Annotated in this window: 14 protein-coding genes and 1 tRNA gene; 8 read left to right on the top strand and 7 right to left on the bottom strand. The window is 63.7% G+C overall.

From position 1 onward, the window contains the following. Nucleotides 1–15: 15 nt before the first annotated feature. Together AADZ90_RS10845 and AADZ90_RS10840 are read right to left on the bottom strand one after the other, a co-directional pair. Nucleotides 16–765 carry a GntR family transcriptional regulator gene (locus AADZ90_RS10845; protein WP_367310014.1) on the bottom strand — a complete coding sequence of 250 codons (750 nt, stop codon included), beginning with the start codon at nt 763–765 and terminating at the stop codon, nt 16–18. Continuing rightward, nucleotides 752–1,636, bottom strand: a complete 885-nt coding sequence (locus AADZ90_RS10840; protein ID WP_367310013.1) for a glucosamine kinase nucleotide-binding domain-containing protein — start codon at nt 1,634–1,636, stop codon at nt 752–754. The genes AADZ90_RS10845 and AADZ90_RS10840 overlap by 14 nt, the downstream gene beginning before the upstream one ends. 159 nt (nt 1,637–1,795) lie before the next feature. On the opposite strand from AADZ90_RS10840, the gene AADZ90_RS10835 reads away from it, so the two are divergent. The 6 genes from AADZ90_RS10835 (at nt 1,796) to AADZ90_RS10810 (ending at nt 7,845) form a co-directional block, all read left to right on the top strand. After that, nucleotides 1,796–2,683, top strand: coding sequence for an N-acetylmuramic acid 6-phosphate etherase (locus AADZ90_RS10835; RefSeq protein WP_367310012.1), 888 nt, complete (start codon nt 1,796–1,798; stop codon nt 2,681–2,683). A gap of 27 nt (nt 2,684–2,710) precedes the next feature. Further along, entirely contained in the window at nt 2,711–3,964 is a 1,254-nt protein-coding gene (locus AADZ90_RS10830; protein ID WP_367310011.1) for an ABC transporter substrate-binding protein, read from the top strand. Nucleotides 3,965–4,060: 96 nt separating this feature from the next. Next, nucleotides 4,061–4,975, top strand: a complete 915-nt coding sequence (locus tag AADZ90_RS10825) for a carbohydrate ABC transporter permease (protein ID WP_367310010.1) — start codon at nt 4,061–4,063, stop codon at nt 4,973–4,975. A gap of 10 nt (nt 4,976–4,985) precedes the next feature. Continuing rightward, on the top strand, nt 4,986–5,825 hold the full coding sequence (locus AADZ90_RS10820) for a carbohydrate ABC transporter permease (protein ID WP_367310009.1): 840 nt from the start codon (nt 4,986–4,988) through the stop codon (nt 5,823–5,825). Next, nucleotides 5,822–6,853 (top strand): Gfo/Idh/MocA family protein, encoded by a 1,032-nt coding sequence (locus AADZ90_RS10815; protein ID WP_367310008.1) that lies wholly within the window; start codon nt 5,822–5,824, stop codon nt 6,851–6,853. Before AADZ90_RS10820 ends, AADZ90_RS10815 begins: the two co-directional genes overlap by 4 nt. Further along, a complete protein-coding gene (locus AADZ90_RS10810) occupies nt 6,850–7,845 on the top strand; it encodes an ABC transporter ATP-binding protein (RefSeq protein WP_367310007.1) in 996 nt (331 codons plus the stop codon). The genes AADZ90_RS10815 and AADZ90_RS10810 overlap by 4 nt, the downstream gene beginning before the upstream one ends. A 448-nt stretch (nt 7,846–8,293) precedes the next feature. Here AADZ90_RS10810 and AADZ90_RS10805 read toward each other — a convergent pair. Continuing rightward, nucleotides 8,294–8,369: transfer RNA gene (locus AADZ90_RS10805), tRNA-Thr, on the bottom strand. 127 nt (nt 8,370–8,496) lie between these two features. Between AADZ90_RS10805 and AADZ90_RS10800 the strand changes: the two genes are divergently transcribed. Both AADZ90_RS10800 and AADZ90_RS10795 read left to right on the top strand, forming a co-directional pair. After that, on the top strand, nt 8,497–9,384 hold the full coding sequence (locus tag AADZ90_RS10800) for a hypothetical protein (RefSeq protein ID WP_367310006.1): 888 nt from the start codon (nt 8,497–8,499) through the stop codon (nt 9,382–9,384). An 87-nt stretch (nt 9,385–9,471) separates the two neighbouring features. After that, on the top strand, nt 9,472–10,683 hold the full coding sequence (locus AADZ90_RS10795; protein ID WP_367310005.1) for an ABC transporter substrate-binding protein: 1,212 nt from the start codon (nt 9,472–9,474) through the stop codon (nt 10,681–10,683). Nucleotides 10,684–10,686: 3 nt separating this feature from the next. Here the strand turns inward: AADZ90_RS10795 and AADZ90_RS10790 are convergent, their stop codons facing one another. The 4 genes from AADZ90_RS10790 to AADZ90_RS10775 form a co-directional block, all read right to left on the bottom strand. Continuing rightward, complete coding sequence (locus AADZ90_RS10790) at nt 10,687–14,034, bottom strand: error-prone DNA polymerase (RefSeq protein WP_367310004.1); 3,348 nt, start codon at nt 14,032–14,034, stop codon at nt 10,687–10,689. Nucleotides 14,035–14,122: 88 nt separating this feature from the next. Beyond that, nucleotides 14,123–15,706: a Y-family DNA polymerase gene (locus AADZ90_RS10785; protein WP_367310003.1), complete on the bottom strand. Its 1,584-nt coding sequence runs from the start codon at nt 15,704–15,706 to the stop codon at nt 14,123–14,125. Nucleotides 15,707–15,711: 5 nt separating this feature from the next. After that, nucleotides 15,712–16,560 (bottom strand): ImuA family protein, encoded by an 849-nt coding sequence (locus AADZ90_RS10780; RefSeq protein ID WP_367310002.1) that lies wholly within the window; start codon nt 16,558–16,560, stop codon nt 15,712–15,714. A 94-nt stretch (nt 16,561–16,654) separates the two neighbouring features. Then, the gene (locus AADZ90_RS10775; protein WP_367310001.1) at nt 16,655–19,237 is read right to left on the bottom strand and encodes an HWE histidine kinase domain-containing protein; all 2,583 of its coding nucleotides are present in this window, start codon (nt 19,235–19,237) and stop codon (nt 16,655–16,657) included. Between the last annotated feature and the right edge of the window lie 13 nt (nt 19,238–19,250).

The raw sequence follows: 19,250 nt of genomic DNA, 5'->3' as shown, positions 1-19,250 counted from the left end.
AATGCCTTTTGCGTGTCAAAGGCGCAGTTCAGCCACGAAATCGTAGGCGTCACCACGATAAAGAGAGCGCGTAAGTTCGGCGACCCGCCCACTGTCGAGATACGAGGTGCGTTCAATGCTAAGCCCTGCCGCGCCTTCGACGACGCTCAGAAGATCGGCCTCGCGCGCCTCGATATTGATGGCGGAGATCTTCTGAACGGCGCGAACGGGACGCAGGCCGCGCTGTGACAGCACCTCGTAAAGTGAGGTTTTGACCTCAAGCGGATTGGGCAGGATATCCAGCGGCAGAGAGGCACGCTCAAGCGCCATTGGCCGCCCGCCCGTTTCACGCAGGCGATAGATCCGAGCGACCTCATCCGTTTCGCTCAGGCCAAGGGCCTGTGCCTCCTGCTCAGTCGGGGCGAACACGCCGCGTTCGAGCCATTTGGAGGTCGTCTCCATTCCGCGCTGCGCCATGTCTTCAGTGAACGAGGTCAGGTGCGAAAGCGATTGCTCCAGCCGTGCGACGGGCTCGCGTATGAAGGTGCCTGACCCCTGGCGCTGTTCGATCAATCCGTCACGCACCAATTCCTGGATCGCCTTGCGCACGGTCACCCGTGATACATCCGTGATCTCCGCCAGTTCGCGCTCGGGCGGCAGCGACGAATTCGGCGGCAGAATTCCCGAGGTGATGCCTTCTTCGAGGCGACGGCGCAGCTGGGCATAGCGCGGTCCGCCATTGTCGGACAGCCAGGCATCGGGGCGAAGAAACTCAATTGCGGTCATTTGCGATCTCCTGCGCAAGGTCCCGCGCCAGCGCGATGGCACCGTCCAGCGGTTCCATCTCGGCCTGCGCCAGATCGGTGCGCAAGTCCCGCGCAAGGAAGGGGGCGTAATGGGGCCCGATGCCGCCAGTCAGGCAGACGGCAAGCCCGGGGCGCCAGCCGACATGACGCAATGCGCGTGAAATCTCGTCTGCGCCGCGCTGCATAATCTGACAGGCGATGGCATCCTGTCGGGCGGCATACTCAGTGACCAGGGGCGCCAGCTCGCCAAAATCCGATGGGCGCGCCTTGGCGGCAAAGCCAACGATGCCCGCCGCGCCCTCGAAATCGTCAAGCAGACGTGCCGACAACGGTGAAGGCCGAAGGCGTCCGTCCACCGTCTCAAGTGTCAGGCGCAATGCGTATCGCCCTGCCCATTGCGCAGAGGCTTCATCCCCCAGCACTGGACCCCAACCGCCCGCAAGCGTCACGGCACCGCCAAGCTGCCGGGCGTAGAACGACCCTGTGCCGCAATGGCCGACAACGCCATCGCGCGTTCCCAGAACGCCGCGGACTGCAGCCTCTCGGTCATCCGAGACGCGCATGTGTTCAAAGGGAAGGGCGCTGCGCAGGCGGCCTTCGATGGCAGGGCCGGTTACCCCGGCAAGACCGACAAAGGCGCGAGCAGCATGCAGCGCTGAGACCGGGCAACCCATCTGCTCGGCAAGGCCTTCGAGTCCTGTGTTGATCTCATGGAGTGCCTCCTCGAAATCGGTTGAGGCATTCGCGGATCCGGCTTCGACCATCCACATTCGATCTCCATCCGACGCGGCGATACGGCAGCGTGTTCCACCGCCATCAACCGCAACGACAAGGGTGTGGTCTGCTCTCATCATAAAATACCATTATAATACCCTTCTTGCAAAAGAAAGACCTAAGTAAGGCCAATTTGGAGAGATGCGCCCACAGATCGGGCAATAGACGGTCGATCAAAAGATGCTAGACAAAAGGTATTATAAAGGTATTGTTATCAGAACGCCTGGAGGAATCACGTGACCACGCCACAGACCGAAGCGCTGCACGATACGGCCAAGGGGTTGGACGCGGATGCGCCGGTCGACATCGCAAGCGTGTTGGTCGAAGGGCAGATTGCGGCGGCCACTGCCGTGCGCGCAGCCACCGCCCAGATTGCTGTAGCTGCCGCCGCGATGGCGCGCAGCATCTCGAACGGCGGCACGCTGCACTACGTTGCCGCCGGCTCGTCCGGGCTCATGGCTGCCGCGGACGCTCAGGAACTGGGCGGCACGTTTTCGATCCCAGCCACCCAGTTGCGCATCCACATGGCAGGCGGGTTGCCGACCGGGGTAGAGATGTCCGGCGATACCGAGGACGACGTCGAAGGGCTCGAAGCCGCACTTGCCGGGGTGACGAACCGCGACACGCTGATCACTGTATCGGCCAGCGGAACGACACCCTACACCCTCGCCGCCGCCAGGCGGGGCAAGGCATATGGCGCGACGATTGTCGCGATTGCGAACAACCCGGGAACACCGCTCTTGACCGTGGCCGATCACCCGGTTTGCCTGACCACTCCGCCCGAAGTCCTATCGGGTTCCACGCGTATGGGGGCGGGGACGGCTCAAAAGATCGCTCTTAACATGCTCTCCACGCTGATGGCGGTCCGGCTTGGCCACGTACATGACGGAATGATGGTCAACCTGCGGGCCGACAACATGAAATTACGCGCGCGGGCCCTATCCATCGTGTGCCAGATCGCCCGGGTCGAGCAGAGCGTGGCGGCGGCCGCGTTGGATGCCGCGCAAAACGAGGTCAAACCCGCGATCCTGATCGCTGCCAAAGCGGTGTCGCAGGACCGCGCCAGCGAGATGCTTCGGCAAACCGGAGGAAATCTGCGCGCCGCTCTGGCGCAACACGCCTGACACTGAATTCAATCTGGGAGGTCAGTTATGACACGCAACACTCTGAAACTCGCTCTCGCCACCACGGCGCTTGTGGCGACGGGCGCCTATGCTCAGGACGCCACTCTGACCATTGAAAGCTGGCGCAACGACGACCTCAGGCTGTGGCAAGACCAGATCATCCCCGCATTCGAAGCCGAACATCCCGGCATCAAGGTCGAATTCACTCCATCAGCCCCCGCCGAATACAACGCCGTGCTGAACTCCAAGCTCGACGCCGGGTCGGCGGGCGATCTGATCACCTGCCGCCCCTTCGACGCATCTCTGGCGCTTTACGACGCGGGTCATCTGACGGACCTCAGCGATCTCGATGCGATGAGCAACTTCTCAGACGTGGCCAAGTCGGCCTGGCAGACCGATGACGGCAGCGCGACGTTCTGCGTGCCGATGGCATCGGTCATCCATGGCTTCATTTACAACAGGGACGCCTTTGCGGAACTGGGCATCGACGTGCCCGAGACCGAAGAAGAATTCTTCGCTGCGCTCGAGACCATCAAGGAAGACGGCACCTATATCCCGATGGCGATGGGCACCAACGACCAGTGGGAAGCCGCCACCATGGGCTACAACAATATCGGCCCGAACTACTGGAAGGGCGAAGAGGGGCGCCAGGCGCTGATCGCTGGTGAACAAAAGCTGACTGACGAGGCTTGGACCGCACCATATGCGACACTGGCCCGTTGGGGCGCGTATCTGGGCGACGGCTACGAGGCACAGACCTATCCCGACAGCCAGAACATCTTTACCCTGGGCCGCGCGGCGATCTATCCCGCTGGCTCTTGGGAAGTGTCCGGTTTCAACAACCTCGCTGATTTCGAGATGGGCGCGTTCAAGCCACCGGTTCAGGCTGCGGGCGACACATGCTACATCTCGGATCACACCGACATCGGCATCGGCATGAACGCTGCGACCGACAATCCCGAAGCGGCGCGCACGTTCCTGGCCTGGGTCGCCAGCCCGGAATTCGCGGAAATCTTTGCCAACGCGCTGCCGGGGTTCTTCCCGCTGTCCTCGGCGCCGGTCGAGATCGAAGACCCGCTTGCGGCCGAGTTCGTGAGCTGGCGCAGCGAGTGTGAATCCACCATCCGCTCCACCTACCAGATCCTGTCTCGCGGCACGCCCAACCTGGAAAACGAAACCTGGGGCGCATCGGTCGCCGCCATCAAGGGAGCCGAAACGCCTGAAGAGCTCGGCGCCAAGCTTCAGGAAGGTCTGGCCAGCTGGTACGAGCCACATCAGTGAGATGCCGCTGCTGAATGACTGACGACGCATCCGGGCGGGATCAACCACCCGCCCGGGTCCGCCCCAAAGACCTCCCATCCTAATCCGGAGAGAGTCATGAAACCCGCGCGTATCCGCTGGCACATTCCCGTTTTTCTTGCGCCCGCCGTCATCGTCTATTCGGCCGTGATGATCTTCCCCCTTTTCAACACGTTGCGGCTGGCTCTCTATTCGCGGGTGGATCAGGAACGGATCTATGTTGGGCTCGAGAACTTCCGCACCCTGTTTTTCGATCCGATATGGGCCGATCAGTTCTGGAACGCACTTGGCAACAATTTCTGGTTCTTCCTGATCCACATGTTGGTCCAAAACCCGATCGGCATCGCACTCGCCGCGCTGCTGAGCCACCCGCGCCTGCGCTTCGCGGCGCTCTATCGCTCGGCTATCTTCATCCCGACGATCCTGAGCTTCGTCATCGTAGGCTTTGCCTGGAAACTGATCCTGTCGCCGATCTGGGGGATTGCGCCCTCGATGCTGGACTTCGTGGGCCTCAAGGCGCTGTACGCCCCCTGGCTCGGCAGGGAGGAATACGCGCTGACGACGTTGGCGCTGGTGTCGGTCTGGCAATTCGTCGGCATCCCGATGATGCTGATCTATGCCGCCCTTCTCACGATCCCCGAAGAGATCCTCGAAGCCGGAGAGGTGGATGGCATCACCGGCATGGCGGCGTTCTGGAAGATCAAGCTGCCGCTGATCTTGCCCTCGATCGGGATCATCTCGATCCTGACCTTTGTGGGCAATTTCAACGCCTTCGATCTGATCTATGCGGCCCAAGGGGCGCTGGCGGGGCCGGATTTCTCGACCGATATCCTCGGCACCTTCATGTATCGAACCTTCTTCGGCTTTCAGCTGCAACTGGGTGATCCTCACATGGGGTCAGCCATCGCGGGGGCCATGTTCGCGATCATCCTCGTGGGGGTCTGCATCTATCTTTTCGGCATCCAGACCCGGATGCGCCGCTACCAGCACTGAGGGTTGATCGATGAATCAGGCTCGCTCCAACCCCGTCAACACCGTGATGATGCACGGGGCGCTGATCCTTTACACGCTGATCGCGCTCTTCCCGGTCTTCGTTATCATCATCAATAGCTTCAAGGAGCGCCGGTCGATCTTTCGTGAACCTCTCGCACTGCCCAACGCCGACAGTTTTTCCACCATCGGCTACGAGACGGTGATGCAGCAGGGGGATTTCTTCGGCTATTTCCAGAACTCGATGATCGTCACGGTGGGCTCGCTCTTCTTTATCCTGCTATTCGGGGCGATGGCCGCCTATGCGCTGTCCGAGTACCGGTTTCGCGGCAACATGCTGATGGGGCTCTATCTGGCGCTTGGAATCATGATCCCGATCCGCATCGGCACCGTCGCAATCCTCGAGATGATGGTGGCCACCGGGCTCGTCAACACGCTTTGGGCGTTGATCCTGGTCTACACGGCCCAAGGCCTGCCGCTAGCCGTGTTTATCCTGTCCGAGTTCATGCGCCAGGTGTCCGACGACCTCAAGAATGCGGGCCGGATCGACGGTCTGAGCGAATACACGATCTTCTTTCGGCTCGTTCTGCCTCTCGTGCGACCCGCGATGGCGACGGTGGCGGTGTTCAACATGATCCCGATCTGGAACGACTTATGGTTCCCGCTGATCCTCGCTCCAGCCGAGGAAACCAAGACCCTGACGCTGGGCAGCCAGGTGTTCATCGGCCAGTTCGTGACAGACTGGAACGCGGTCCTGTCGGCCCTGTCCATGGCGATCCTGCCAGTGCTCGTGCTCTATGTCATCTTTTCCCGGCAACTGATCCGCGGCATCACTTCAGGAGCAGTGAAATGACCAGGGTGCTGATCATCGGACTGGGCAACATGGGGATGAGCCACGCGCTGGCGCATCACCATCATCCGGACTCGCAGATTGTCGGACTGGTCAACCGATCCGAGATCGTGCTGCCCCCCGATCTGGCCGCCTATCCGCGGTTCGACACCCTCTCGGTAGGGATGGAGCAAGACCCCGATCTGGTGGTGATCGCCACCTACTCCGACAGCCATGCCAATCTGGCCTGTGCGGCGATGGAGGCGGGCGCACACGTGTTTGTCGAAAAACCCCTGGCCACGACCGTGGCCGATGCAAAGCGCGTGGTCGACACCGCGACACGGACAAGGCGCAAGCTGGTGATCGGTTACATCCTGCGGCATCACCCGTCCTGGGTCCGGCTGATCCAAGAGGCACGCGCGCTTGGCGGCCCCTACGTGTTCCGGCTGAACCTCAACCAGCAGTCACAGGGCGCGGAATGGGACACGCACAAGGCGCTCATGCAGACCACCTCGCCCATCGTGGATTGCGGCGTGCACTATGTCGACGTGATGTGCCAGATTACCGATGCCGCACCGGTGCGCGTGCATGGGATGGGGCTGCGGCTGTCTGACGAAATCGCCGCCGATATGTATAATTACGGCCAGTTTCAGGTGTTTTTTGCCGATGGATCCGTCGGCTGGTACGAGGCGGGCTGGGGCCCGATGATGTCCGAAACGGCTTTTTTCGTGAAAGACATCGTGTCGCCCAACGGATCTGTATCGATCACTGAAGGCAATACAGGCGCCTCCTCCGACATCGACGGGCACACCCGGGTCGGTGGCATCCTCATGCACACCCCCGACGGCGACCGAACCGTTGAGATGCCCGATGAACCGGGGCACCAGGCACTGTGCGACGCCGAACAGGCCTATATGCTGCGTGCGATCGCTGAGGATATCGACCTCACCCGCCACATGAGCGACGCCGTCAGTTCGCTCGCCATCTGTCTGGCTGCCGATCAAAGCATCCGCACCGGCCAGTCCGTCTCGCTCAAGGAGACCCTGAAATGACCGCGTTGTCCCTGAGAAACGTGAACAAGTCCTTTGGCGAGGTGCATGTCCTGAAAGACATCAACCTCGACGTCGAGGACGGTGAGTTCGTCGTTTTCGTCGGGCCTTCGGGCTGCGGCAAGTCCACCCTTCTACGAGTGATCGCGGGGTTGGAGGACGCGACGTCGGGCGAGGTCAGGATCGGCGGGGATGTCGTCAATCTCACGCCGCCGTCCAAACGCGGGATTGCCATGGTGTTTCAAAGCTATGCGCTTTACCCTCACCTGAGTGTGCGGGGCAACATGACGCTGGCACTCAAACAAGAGGGCCAGTCGAAGCCGGTCATCGAAGAACGAGTGCAGAAGGCGTCAAAGATGCTGGACCTCGACCCCTATCTGGACCGTTTCCCGTCCGAGCTGTCGGGTGGCCAGCGCCAGCGCGTCGCCATCGGCAGGGCCATTGTCAGGGAACCCAAGCTGTTTCTCTTCGACGAACCGCTCTCGAATCTCGATGCGGCGCTGCGCATGAATACCCGGATCGAGATCGCGAACCTACACCGCCAGCTCGGCGCTTCCATGGTCTACGTCACCCACGATCAAACCGAGGCGATGACGCTCGCCGACAAGATCGTCGTGCTTCGCGAGGGGCGTGTCGAACAGATCGGCAGCCCGATGGACCTGTACAACGACCCCGCCAATCAGTTTGTCGCCGGCTTCCTCGGCTCGCCGTCGATGAACTTCCTCCCGGCGGAGCTGGTTCAGGAAGGTGACGATCGCATCCTGGGCATTCGCCCCGAGGACCTCTTTCTCGACGACAACGGCGCGTTGGCCGCACGGGTCAGCCACGTCGAAAATCTTGGCGGCGATACGAATGTCATTGCCCATCTGAACGATCACCAGATTACTGCGCGCCTCTTCGGTCAGCACGCTCTGGAGGAGGGCCAGGACCTGCGCTTTGGCTTCGAACCTCAGAGAACGTATCACTTCGACAGCGCGGGATCACGTTTGCATTGAACGCCTCCCTGACGAACCGGTCATCGCATCAAGTGTATGCCTTAGGCGCCTGATTTCCTTCAGATTGATGTCAACCAGTCTCGAAAATAACCGCATGGTAATGCCTAGAGGTGTTTGAGCGTTCGTGAAAGGGTCAGTCTAACGACACGAGGAGCTGACATGAACGGGTCGTCCATCCACCGGGCGACTGGGGCTCAAGGATTATCTTGGCTTCCGAAGCGAAGTTTGTCGCGTTGGAAGAGGGTATGCTGCGCCTAGGTGACAAACTCGCTCAAGACGCCCATCCAGCGCGTTCCATGAGTGAGATCTTCAGATTCCCGCGCGACTTCCTGTCAAGTCCTTGGAATATATAAAAAAGCTCTTCGGGTTATGGCCAAAAAAGAGGATTTCGAACTCCAAGAGCATCTGTAATTTCTGAGTTCTTGGGTGGTCTTCGGGGAAAGTAAGGTGGTGCCCCCACACGGACTCGAACCGCGGACCTACTGATTACAAATCAGTTGCTCTACCAGCTGAGCTATAGGGGCTCCGACAGCGGATTTACGCGCCACGGCGCCACGGTGCAAGCCCGGCTTTCACAGATGCGGCTAGACTGTCGCGATACGGCTGAGTACCCCACCGGGACAGAGAGGCATGGGGATAACAGGGCAGAGCATGGATATCGTCTATCATATCGGCGCAGGCTGCACCGATGAAGACCGGCTGCTGAAATCGCTCCTGAAGAATAACGAGGCGCTTCTGGCCCGTGGCGTCGTCGTACCCGGCCCGAGCCGCTACAGGCCTCTGATCCGCGAAGCGATCCGGAACCTGGCCGGTGCGCCGGCCCCTCCGGGAACGCGCGATGTGCTGATTGACGCGATCCTCGGCGAACGGCCCGAACCCGACAGGGTGGAGCGGCTGGTGATGAGCAACTGGCGCTTCATCTCCATGCCGAACCTCGCCTTCGTCCGCGGCGGCCTCTACCGTCTCGCGACACCGAAGGTCAGCGGGCTCGCCGCGCTCTTTCCGGAGGACCGGCTGCATCTCTTCTTCGCCCTGCGCAATCCGGCGACCTTCATTCCGGCGATCTATGCCGCGGCCGAGAGGGTGCCGTTCGACGAGTTCCTGAAAGGGGTCGATCCGCAGGATATCCTCTGGTCGGACGTGGTGGCCGAGATCCGTGCGGCGGCGCCAAAGGCAACCCTGACGGTCTGGTGCAACGAAGACACGCCTTATCTGTGGGAGGAGATCCTGCGCGGCATGGCGGGCCTCCGCCCGACGGACGCGCTTGACGGTACGCTCGACCTGGTCGTGCGGCTTCTGCCGCCGGAAGCCATCCCGCCGCTGCAAGCGCAGTTGGCGCGCCTTCCGGCAGAGGCGGTGACCGAACGGCGGGCCGCCATCGCCGATACGCTCGAACACCATGCCCTGACCGCCGAGGTTGAGGAAGTGGTCGACGTCCCCGGCTGGACCGAGGCGACCGTGCGCGATCTAACCCATCGCTACGAGGCCGATCTCGAGGAGATCGCGACGATGGATGGGGTGCGCTTCCTCAGACCTTAATCCCTCTCAGGAAAGCACTGGCAGAACGGGACAGCACCGGGTTAGGGTCCGCGCGACATGTGTGTGACCGACTGGAAGGACTTCTCGATGACCGTTTTGCGCCCGGCCCTGGCAGGGCTGTTCTTGACCACGAGTGCCGCTGCGCAGGGCGCCGTTTGTCCCGGACTTGAAGGGGTCGGCCAATGGGCCGGCGGGTCCGAAGAGGCATCCGATATCGCCACCGTCGAGGCCCCCTTTGACACGCTGACCCTCGTTCCCCTGAACAGCCAGGCGGTCAGCCAGTTCACTCTGACGACCCCCGCCGAGATACGGGTCGAAGCCGCAGCCCAAGGCGATGGTGACCCCCTGATCGAGCTGCGCGATGCCGCCGGCACGGTTCTCGCCCAGGACGACGACAGCGGCGGCAACCGCGCCGCCCGCGCCGAGCTGTCGCTCGATCCCGGCACCTACTGCCTCGCTGCCGGCAGCTTCGACGGCGCCATGATGATGACCCAGATCCGCATCAGCCGGACCGAGCAGGAGGCGCTGACAGAGGGCCTCGTCACAGGCGGTGATCGGACCTGCATTCCAGAGACCGAGGCCGTGCCGCTGACCGATGGGGCGATTGATGCGAGCCTCGCCGAAGGCGTCTCGCAGACGGCACCGATCGCCGAGACGATGTTCTACCGCTTCGCGCTCGACACAGCGCAGGCGGTCACCCTCAGCGCGGTGGGCGAGGATGCCGATCCGGTGCTGACGCTCTACGATTACAACGGAACTGTGCTTGCCGAAAACGACGACGACGAATCGAGCCTCAATTCCCGCATCGACATGGTCGATGGGCTCGAGCCCGGCTCCTACTGCCTGGGGCTCGAAGCGCTGAGCGATGAAAACGTACCGGTCACAGTCGCCGTGACGAGCTATGATCCGGCAGCCGTGCGGCTTGGTCAGTATGCCCGTGGCGAGGTGGCACCTCCGCTTGACGGCAGCTATCCCGTGACGGCGCTTGGTACGCCACCGGGCCGCAGCGTGTTTGAGGTGACCCTCCAGGAGGAGGCGATCTGGTACAGTCTTGAGGTTGACACGCCCGGGCTGATCCTGGCCGAAGCCGTGGGGGCCGGCGCGGCTGATCCCAAGCTCATCATGTTCGACGATCTGGGCCGCGTCCTTGCCGAAAACGACGATGCCCGCCCAGAGTCCTACGACAGCCTGATCGCCGTCCGGGTCATGCCCGGCACCTATACGCTGGCCATCTCTCCGGCTGCAGGCGGTCGCGGAGATGTCCGGCTGCTGATCGAACGGTACGCGCGGACGCAATAACCCTCAGTGGAAGTCACGTGAATTTGGCATGACCCGGACATCGCGCGGGTGCCGTTGCGGCGGCGCACGCAACGGGTTTTTGACATGGTCCGCGCGGGCCATGTCGGGCTTCACGATCATGTCGCTCAGCCGCAGCAGCGCGTCCGACCGGTCCTCCATATGCTGGGCGACCACGTGGATCAGCTCGCTGTCACGCTGCACGTAGCCGTCTACCTTCAGCAGGCGCGAGGTCATGATGACGGGCCGGAATGCCTCCATCACCTTGGGCCAGATGACGAGGTTGGCGACCCCGGTCTCGTCTTCCATGGTGATAAAGCAGACGCCTTTGGCGCTGCCGGGCCGTTGGCGGATCAGGACGATCCCCGCCATCTTGACCCGCTGGAAATTGTTGCTGTGTTTCAACCCTTCGGCGGTCAGATAGCCCTGGCGCGCCATGGATTTCCGCAAGAAGGCCATGGGATGCGCCTTCAGCGACAGGCGCAAGGTCTGGTAATCGGCCACGACCTCCTCGCTTTGCGGCATGGCGGGCAATTGTACCTCGGGGCCGGGCGCGTCGGGCCGGGTCTCGGCGGCCTCGAACAGGGGCAGGGCAGGGGTGTCGTTCAGCGCACGCGTCTCCCACAGGGCCTGCCGGCGGGGCAGGCCCATCGATCGGAACGCATCCGCCGCTGCCAGCTGGCGCACCGTCGTGATCCGTATGCCCGACCGTGCCCGCAGGTCGGGCATGTCCTGATAAGGCGCCTCGCGCCCGGCAGAGATGGCATTCGCCGCCTCTTCGCTCATCCCGCCAACCTGCCGCATCCCCAGGCGAACGGCATAGCCCGTGCCCTGGTCATCCGGCGGGCCAGTGAGCGTTGTCTTGCTCGCCACCGGCTCCAGCGTGCAATCCCAGTCGGAAAAGTTCACGTCCACGTCCCGGATCGTCACGCAATGATTGGCTGCATCGCGCACGATCTGGGCCGGGGCGTAAAAGCCCATCGGCTGTGAATTCAGCAGCGCGGCGCAGAAGATGTCGGGGTAATGGCATTTCAGCCAGCTGGACACATAGACGAGCTTGGCAAAGCTCGCCGCGTGGCTTTCCGGAAAGCCGTATTCGCCGAACCCCTTGATCTGGTCAAAGCAGCGCTGTGCAAAGTCCGGGTCATAGCCCCGCTCGATCATCCGCCCGACCATCTTTTCCTGCAGGGTCTCGATCGTCCCGCGCGACCGGAAGGTCGCCATGGCCCGGCGCAGCTCGTTCGCCTCAGCAGGCGTGAACCGCGCCGCCTCCAGCGCGATCTTCATCGCCTGCTCCTGAAAGATCGGCACGCCCAGCGTCCGGCCAAGGATGTTCTTCAATTCGTTGGGATCATGCTCCGGCCCCGGCTGCGGATACTCGACCTCTTCCTCACCCCGCCGCCGCTTCAGAAACGGGTGGACCATATCGCCCTGGATCGGCCCGGGCCGGACGATCGCGACCTCGATCACCAGATCGTAGAATTCCCGCGGTTTCAGCCGCGGCAGCATGTTCATCTGCGCCCGGCTCTCCACCTGGAAAACACCCAGCGAGTCCCCCTTGCACAGCATGTCGTAGGTTGCCGGGTCCTCTTGCGGGATCGTGGCCAGATCGTATCGCAGCCCGTAATGCGCCTCGATCAGGTCAAAGGCCTTGCGGATGCAGGTCAGCATCCCCAGCGCCAGCACATCGACCTTGAAGATGCCCAGCGCGTCGATATCGTCCTTGTCCCACTCGATGAACGACCGGTCGGGCATGGCGCCGTTGCCGATCGGCACGGTCTCGTGCAACGGTCGTTCCGTCAGGATGAAGCCGCCCACATGCTGGCCCAGATGGCGCGGCATCCCGATCATCATCTGCGCGACCTTCATCGTGCGCGAGATCAGCGGCTCGGTCAGGTCGATCCCCGCCTCTTGTGCGTTCTTCTCCCCGATCTCGCGGCCCCAGGATCCCCAGATCGTCTTGGCGAGCGCACTGGTGACGTCCTCGCTCAGCCCCATCACCTTGCCGACCTCCCGGATGGCCGACCGCGGGCGGTAATGGATGACCGTGGCGCACAAACCCGCCCGGTGGCGGCCATATTTCTCATAGATGTGCTGGATCACCTCCTCGCGCCGCTCGTGCTCGAAATCGACGTCGATATCGGGGGGCTCGTCGCGCTCCTCGCTGATGAAGCGCTCGAACAGGACTTCATGCTCGTCGGGATCGACGGCGGTGATGCCAAGGCAGAAACAGACGGCAGAGTTGGCGGCGGATCCGCGCCCCTGGCACAGGATCGGCGGCTTGGCCTCGTAGCGGGCGAAATCGACGATGCTCTTGATCGTGAGGATGTAGCGCGCGACATCCATTGTTTCGATCAGGTCCAGCTCTTTATCGAGCACCGCCTGAACTTTCTTGGGTACACCCTCCGGATACCGCTCCGCCGCACCTTGTGCCGTGTCATAACGCAACTGCTCGATCGGCGTGCGCCCCTCCGGCTGGGTCTCGTGCGGGTATTCGTATTTCAACTCGTCGAGCGAGAACTTGCAGCGATCGGCAACCTCCAGCGTCGCGTCGATCGCGTGCGGCCAGTCCGCGAACAGCCGTACCATCTCCTGCGGGCTCTTCAGATGCCGCTCGGCATTGGGGTGCAGCAATGATCCGGCCTCCGTGATCTTCACCTTCTCGCGGATGCAGGTCATCACGTCCTGCAACGGCCGCCGCTCAGGCGCGTGATAAAGCACGTCATTCGTGGCCAGGATCGACAGCCCGTTCTCCCGCGCGATCCGGTCCAGCCGGTTGATCCGTGCCCGATCATCCCCGCGATAGAGGTAACTCGCCGCCACATGCCTGAGCGTCGGTAGCCGCCGGATCAGCCGGGGCAGGGCGCGCGCGAACGCCTCCAGATCCGGGCCGGGCAGGGCGATCAGCTGAAGCCCCTCGGCATGGTCCGCAAGATCCCCCAGGCTCAGATCGCACACCCCCTTCTCCTGCCAATCCCCCTGCAACCCATAGCGCATCCCCTTGGTCAGAAGCGCCGAAAGACGCCCGTAAGCGTCGCGGTCCTCCGGATAGGCGAGGAACGCCTCTCCCGTCGTCAGAACGATGCGGGCGCCAATCAGCGCCCGCATCTTGGTCGTGCGGCATTCCAGATGCATCCGCACCACCCCGGCCAAAGAGTTCCAGTCGGCCACGCCGATCCGGTCGTAGCCTTGCGTCCAGGCGGCCAGTGTCAGGTCGACCGCATCCGACGCGCCACGCAGGAAGGAAAAACAGGTGGCCAGCCCCAGTTCCACGAATGCCGCGGGCGGGTTCGGCTCCATCTCGCCTGACGGGCTGAGCGTGCGCTTGGGCGCCTGATGATCGTTCTGCGGCATGCCCTAACCAGAATTTTCTAGAAAATTCTGCCAAGGCAAAATCTTCTAGAAGATTTTGGCTCCCAAGATTTTTCTAGAAAAATCTTCCTCATGCAAAGATCCCGTGAATGCACCAGCGCGGCGGATCGCGCCTTTCCTCTCCATGCACCCCCTCGCGAAAGAGCCAGAAACGCTGCCCGGTCTGGATTTCCACGCGATAGTAATCCCTCAGCCGGGCCGAGGGCCGATCCGCCCACCATTCGGGCGCGATCCGTTCGGGCCCCGCAAAGCGCACCACCCTCAGGGGCTGCTTGCGCCAGACGATCTGCGCGGGCGGCCCTTCCGGCACTGCATAGACCACATGCACCTCCTCCGGCGTGTCGAGCAGCCGGAGCGGCCGCGGCGCCCGCAACGGATCGGGCGGGGCCGGGGCGGGCGGCTGGCCCAGGGCGGGATGCCAATCCTCGCGCCGTTCCGGCATGTGGCTGTCCTTCGGCGCAGGCACGGTCACCGCCCGGGCGCCCAGCCGGTTGGTCAGCCGATCGACGAGCCGGGCCAGTTCCAAGCCGTCCCCCGATGCTCCCGACAGACGGCCTTGCCGTTCGGCCAAGGGTTCCACCCAAGGGGCGCCCAGCGTCACCAGATCAAAGCCGAAGCCCGGATCGATCCGCTCCAGCTGGTCCCCCCAGAGTCGCTCCAGATGCGGTGCATCCCGCGATGGCGCGGCGGTCGCGACCGACAGATCCCGTACCTCCCCGTCGGTGCGGTAGACGCTCAGCGTGAGCCGCCGCGCGCCCATCCCCTCCCGCTCCATCGCCGCGCAGAGGTCGTGGCAGAGCTGACCCAGATAGGGCGTCGGATCCTCCACCGGTTCCGGCAGCAGTGCCCGGACGGAAAAGCGCGGCGGTTCGTCCGGATAATCCAGCGGCTCCGAGGCGCGCGCCATCGCCTGATCGAGGCGCACCAGCGGCGTCACCCCGGTGTCTCCCGCCGGAAAGCGCGGGCTCAGCGCCGCCCGCGGGATCCCGGCCAGCGCCCCCATTGTCTTGAGCCCCAGCCGGTCGAGCACCAGCGCATCGTCATCCCCAATCCGCAAGGCGCGGACCGGAAGCGGGGCCAGGTCATCCGCCAATGTCTCCGGCGTCGCAATGGCGCGCACCGGGCCGAACCGGGCCAGCGCCCAGGCCGCGCCCGGCGTCGGCGCAAGGGCCAGATCGGCCGAGAAGCCCAGCACCGCCAGCGCAGCTTCGATCTGGGCCAGCATCGCCGCCTCGCCGCCCCAGAGGTGATCCGACCCGGTCGTGTTCAGAAACAGCCCATCGTCGCCGTCGAGGCAGCTCCACGGGCACCAGCGCCGCATCCAGAGCATCAGGCGCTCCAGCGCCGCCCGGTCGCCTGCGAGGTCCGCATAGTCGACCCGCAGCCCCGGAGCGATCGCATGCATATCCGTCACCCGTGCGCCCGGGCGGATACCGACCCGTTCGGCGGCATGGGTTGCGGCATGGACGATGGGTCCGTGGGGACCTTCGACAGCCAGAACCGCAGGCAGATCATCGGGCGGTGCGTCCCCTTGGCGCTCCAGAACCCGCTGCCAGCGCTCGATCGAGAACCGCGGCAAGTGAACCGATACGATCCGCCGATCCGGCGCAGACCGCCCTGCGAGGCTCTGCTCCGTCAGAAATCCCCCATCCATCCGGCTCATCCCGCCCGGGCGGCCGCCCTCTGGGGCGGGGCCTCCCCGAAGGGAACGGTGACCACCGATCCGCTGCTCTCCCGCGGCAGCGCCTCTTCCGTCCCGCCCTCCAGCGGTTCGGCCCGTAATCCCCCCATCTCCGGCACAAGCTGCCAGCGCCCGGGCTGACCGGTGCGGGTGCGGAACAGCTCCGCCGCCCAGCGGGGCTGTCCCGGCGCCTGCAGGTCGTCTTCGCAGGGGAGGGAGGGCAGGGGGCCCAGCCGCCAGCGCCGCCGCGCCGCGCTCAGATCGGGAGAGGCCGCGCGCCGGATCAGCCAGGCCGGGCGCCCCTGCGTCTCGGCCCGCATGGCCAGCCGCTTGGTCGCCGTGAAATCGACCGCTTGCGGATCGCCCCAGACCTCGCCCACCACAGCGGCGAGCCCGTCGCAGCCCAGACCTTCCTCCATCGCCCACAGCGCATCGACAGGGCGCGAAACGGCAACCCGCAGGATCCGCAAACCCTCCGGACTGCCGCCCAGATAGGGCCGCCCCGCCTCGCGCAGGGACAGGCGGTCCTGGATCCAGAGGATCGGACGCCCGGAAAACGCCCCCCGCGGCAGCTGGGCCAGAACGAACCCGGCAGGCACGGCGCAGGCCCCGGTGGCCGAGAATACCTCCGACAGGATCGGCGCGCCGGGATGCAGCACCTCCGGCAGGCCCTCCACCGGCTCCGCCCTGGCGGGGATGGCCCGCGGCAACGGGCGGGAGGAGCTGGGCAAGCGGTTGGTCAGGGACGAGGCAAGCGCCGCGCGGGCCTTTTCAAGCGAGGGTTTGATGGCAGGTTTGGCAGCGGCTTTGGACGAAGAAACAGACATGACAGAGAACCGGACAGGATCATTTGTTCTTGTTATGTTCTAGCGCCAAACCCGCCTTTCGTCAAACCGGTAAACGCCGCAGGTGGGGCGGCATTCACGCCTGATCGCCAGCCAGCCTGATCAATGTGGACCGCAGCGCTTCATTGCCGAAGGGTTTGCTCAGGATCAGCGCGTCCGGATAGTTGCCCAGCAGCTCCTGCGACCTGCCATAGCCGGTGGCAAGCGCGAAGGGGATGCCGCGCCGCTCCAGTTCTGCGGCGATCGTGGCCGAGGTCTCGCCGCCCAGATTGACGTCCAGCAGCGCGCAGCCGATTTCTTCCGTATCGATGATCCGTATCGCATCCGACACGCTGGCGGCGCTCAAGACCGTGCCGACCCCCATCTCGCGGGCCATCTCCATCGTGTCGAAGGCGATGATCATGTTATCCTCGACCACCAGCAGGCTGTCCGGCAGCGGCCCGTCAACCTTTGCGATCTTCGGCGTCGAGCGGCCGCGGCCGGTCCGCTTGGGGGCGTTGCTCACGAACCGCTCGGGCACGACGAAGCGGGCCTGGACCCCGGTCAACCGGAACTCCATCTCCGCATCCCCCTTCAATTCGAACGGTACCGACCGTTCGATCACCGTCGTTCCGAACCCCTTCCGCTTGGGCGCCCGGACGGGCGGCCCACCCGCCTCGACCCAATCGAACGACAAAGCGTCGGTTTCCGTCCGCCTGATTGTGACGTCCACCCGGCCCGTCGCAACGCTCAAGGCGCCGTACTTGGCGGAATTCGTGACCAGTTCATGAAGAACCAGCGCCAAGGTCGTCGTGGCATCGGGCGCCAGAAGAACGTCATCGCCTTCGATCTTCAGCCGCTCCGTTCCCTCCGACAGAAACGCCTCTGCCTCGACCTCGATCAGCTGCACCAGAGAGGTCGGCGACCAGCTTTCGGCTGTCAGCATGTCATGGGCCCGCGCCAGTGCCTGGATGCGCCCGTCCAGCTCGCGCGAATAGGATTCGATCGACACCGCTTCGGCTTTTCCCTGGCTCACCAGCCCCTGGATCAGAGTCAGGATGTTGCGCACCCGGTGGTTCAGTTCGGCGATCAGCAGATCCTGTTTCTCGGCAGCCCGCTTGCGCTCGTGCGCTGCGGCATCGGCGACCTTCAGGATCGCTTCCAGAAGCGTCACCCGCAGCGCTTCGGCCGCGTTCAGCTCGGCCCGGCTCCAGGGGCTGCTGTGGCCCTTCACGATCTGTTTCCAGGCCTCGAAACTCTTGCGCGGCGTCAGACGCACCCCGTTCGGACCCGCCTCCACGGGTTTGTCCGGATTGCCCCCCCATTGCACGGCCCGCGCCACTTCCCGCCGGAACAGCACGATGTAATCCCGCGGCCGCCGGGAAATCGGCAGGGCCATGGCCCCCGCCGCCCGCTCCACATAATCCTCGGCCGGCGTATAACGCGCGCTCAGACAGTCGGTATGAAACACCGATGACGCCGCGCTTGTGTTCAGAAACCGGGTCAGCTCGCGGAACTCGTCCTCGGTCGGTGTAGAGCCGAGAGAAACGAACCGGTCCTCCGCCGACAGCACGATCCCGTCGAACCCAATGACCCGACGAATGTCCTCGGCGACGGTTTCGAAATTGTTGACGAAACTGCGCCCGTCCGACACCTGCGCCATCAGCTGATCGTGCAGCACGCGCGCCTGATCCGCCTCGGCCCGGTCCTGCTCTGCCTCCTTCAATGCCAGCTCATAGGCGAAAAGCTGGGCGAACAACTCGATCATGCTGCGCTGCTCGTAGGCCAGAAGGCGGGGGCTGTTGTGATGGCAGGCGAACAGCCCCCAAAGCGCCCCGTCCTTCAGGATCGAGACCGACATCGACGCGCAGACGCCCATGTTGCGCAAATATTCCAGATGGATCGGCGACACCGCGCGCGTCACGCTCATCGTCAGGTCCAGCGGCGTCCCGTCCGGCCCCTGCTGCGGGATCAGATCGAACACCTCGCTTTCGACGTCCGAGATGATGCGGATTGGGTTCTTGACGTAAAGCGCGCGGGCCTGCTGGGGAATATCGCTCGCGGGGAAGCGTAGGCCCAGAAAGGGCTGCATTCCGGGCATTTTTGCTTCGGCCAGAACGGTGCCGGACCCGTCCTCTTCGAAGCGATAGACCATGACACGGTCAAAGCCCGACAGCGCCTTCACCGACTTTGCGCCCTCTTCGGCAAGACCTTCGATCGTCTTGCGGCGGCCGACCCGCGCAATCAGAGGTTGAACCGCCCAGGCGGCCTCTTGGGCGCCCCGAACCTCTGTCTTCGGTTCGAACTCGATCACCCAGTTTGATCCCGATTGATGTACGACAATGTCGAACAGGCGCTCGTCGTTGAGTGCTGCGACATTGAACAGACGCGCCTGCGCGTCCGAATGGGCCGCGATCTGCAGGCGGGACCGCACCGCATGGATCGTCTCCGGCGGCAAATGATCCCTGAGCGGCGTCCCGATCGCCGTGTCGGGATCGAGCCCGATCATCTCGGTGGCGTTGCCGGACAGATGGGTGATGATCCAGTCCTGGGACACCGCGATCAGGCAGCCGAAAAACTGGATGCGCCCCGGGATGTGGATCGGCTCCCGGTCACAATTGCTCAGATCGACGGTCTGCGACGCGTTGGAAGCTGGCGTGGCGGGGATGATTTTGCGCATAAGCGCATCCTTT

Origin of the sequence: Aestuariibius violaceus, assembly GCF_040779325.2 — a bacterium.
In the GTDB taxonomy this organism is placed as follows: domain Bacteria; phylum Pseudomonadota; class Alphaproteobacteria; order Rhodobacterales; family Rhodobacteraceae; genus Aestuariibius; species Aestuariibius violaceus.
This window is presented reverse-complemented; position numbering and strand designations above follow the sequence as displayed.

Excerpts from the sequence above, each read along its gene's own strand:
- AADZ90_RS10845 (WP_367310014.1), bottom strand. The coding sequence starts at position 765 with ATGACCGCAATTGAGTTTCTTCGCCCCGATGCCTGGCTGTCCGACAAT.
- AADZ90_RS10840 (WP_367310013.1), bottom strand. The coding sequence starts at position 1,636 with ATGAGAGCAGACCACACCCTTGTCGTTGCGGTTGATGGCGGTGGAACA.
- AADZ90_RS10830 (WP_367310011.1), top strand. The coding sequence starts at position 2,711 with ATGACACGCAACACTCTGAAACTCGCTCTCGCCACCACGGCGCTTGTG.
- AADZ90_RS10825 (WP_367310010.1), top strand. The coding sequence starts at position 4,061 with ATGAAACCCGCGCGTATCCGCTGGCACATTCCCGTTTTTCTTGCGCCC.
- AADZ90_RS10820 (WP_367310009.1), top strand. The coding sequence starts at position 4,986 with ATGAATCAGGCTCGCTCCAACCCCGTCAACACCGTGATGATGCACGGG.
- AADZ90_RS10815 (WP_367310008.1), top strand. The coding sequence starts at position 5,822 with ATGACCAGGGTGCTGATCATCGGACTGGGCAACATGGGGATGAGCCAC.
- AADZ90_RS10810 (WP_367310007.1), top strand. The coding sequence starts at position 6,850 with ATGACCGCGTTGTCCCTGAGAAACGTGAACAAGTCCTTTGGCGAGGTG.
- AADZ90_RS10800 (WP_367310006.1), top strand. The coding sequence starts at position 8,497 with ATGGATATCGTCTATCATATCGGCGCAGGCTGCACCGATGAAGACCGG.
- AADZ90_RS10795 (WP_367310005.1), top strand. The coding sequence starts at position 9,472 with ATGACCGTTTTGCGCCCGGCCCTGGCAGGGCTGTTCTTGACCACGAGT.
- AADZ90_RS10790 (WP_367310004.1), bottom strand. The coding sequence starts at position 14,034 with ATGCCGCAGAACGATCATCAGGCGCCCAAGCGCACGCTCAGCCCGTCA.
- AADZ90_RS10785 (WP_367310003.1), bottom strand. The coding sequence starts at position 15,706 with ATGGATGGGGGATTTCTGACGGAGCAGAGCCTCGCAGGGCGGTCTGCG.
- AADZ90_RS10780 (WP_367310002.1), bottom strand. The coding sequence starts at position 16,560 with ATGTCTGTTTCTTCGTCCAAAGCCGCTGCCAAACCTGCCATCAAACCC.
- AADZ90_RS10775 (WP_367310001.1), bottom strand. The coding sequence starts at position 19,237 with ATGCGCAAAATCATCCCCGCCACGCCAGCTTCCAACGCGTCGCAGACC.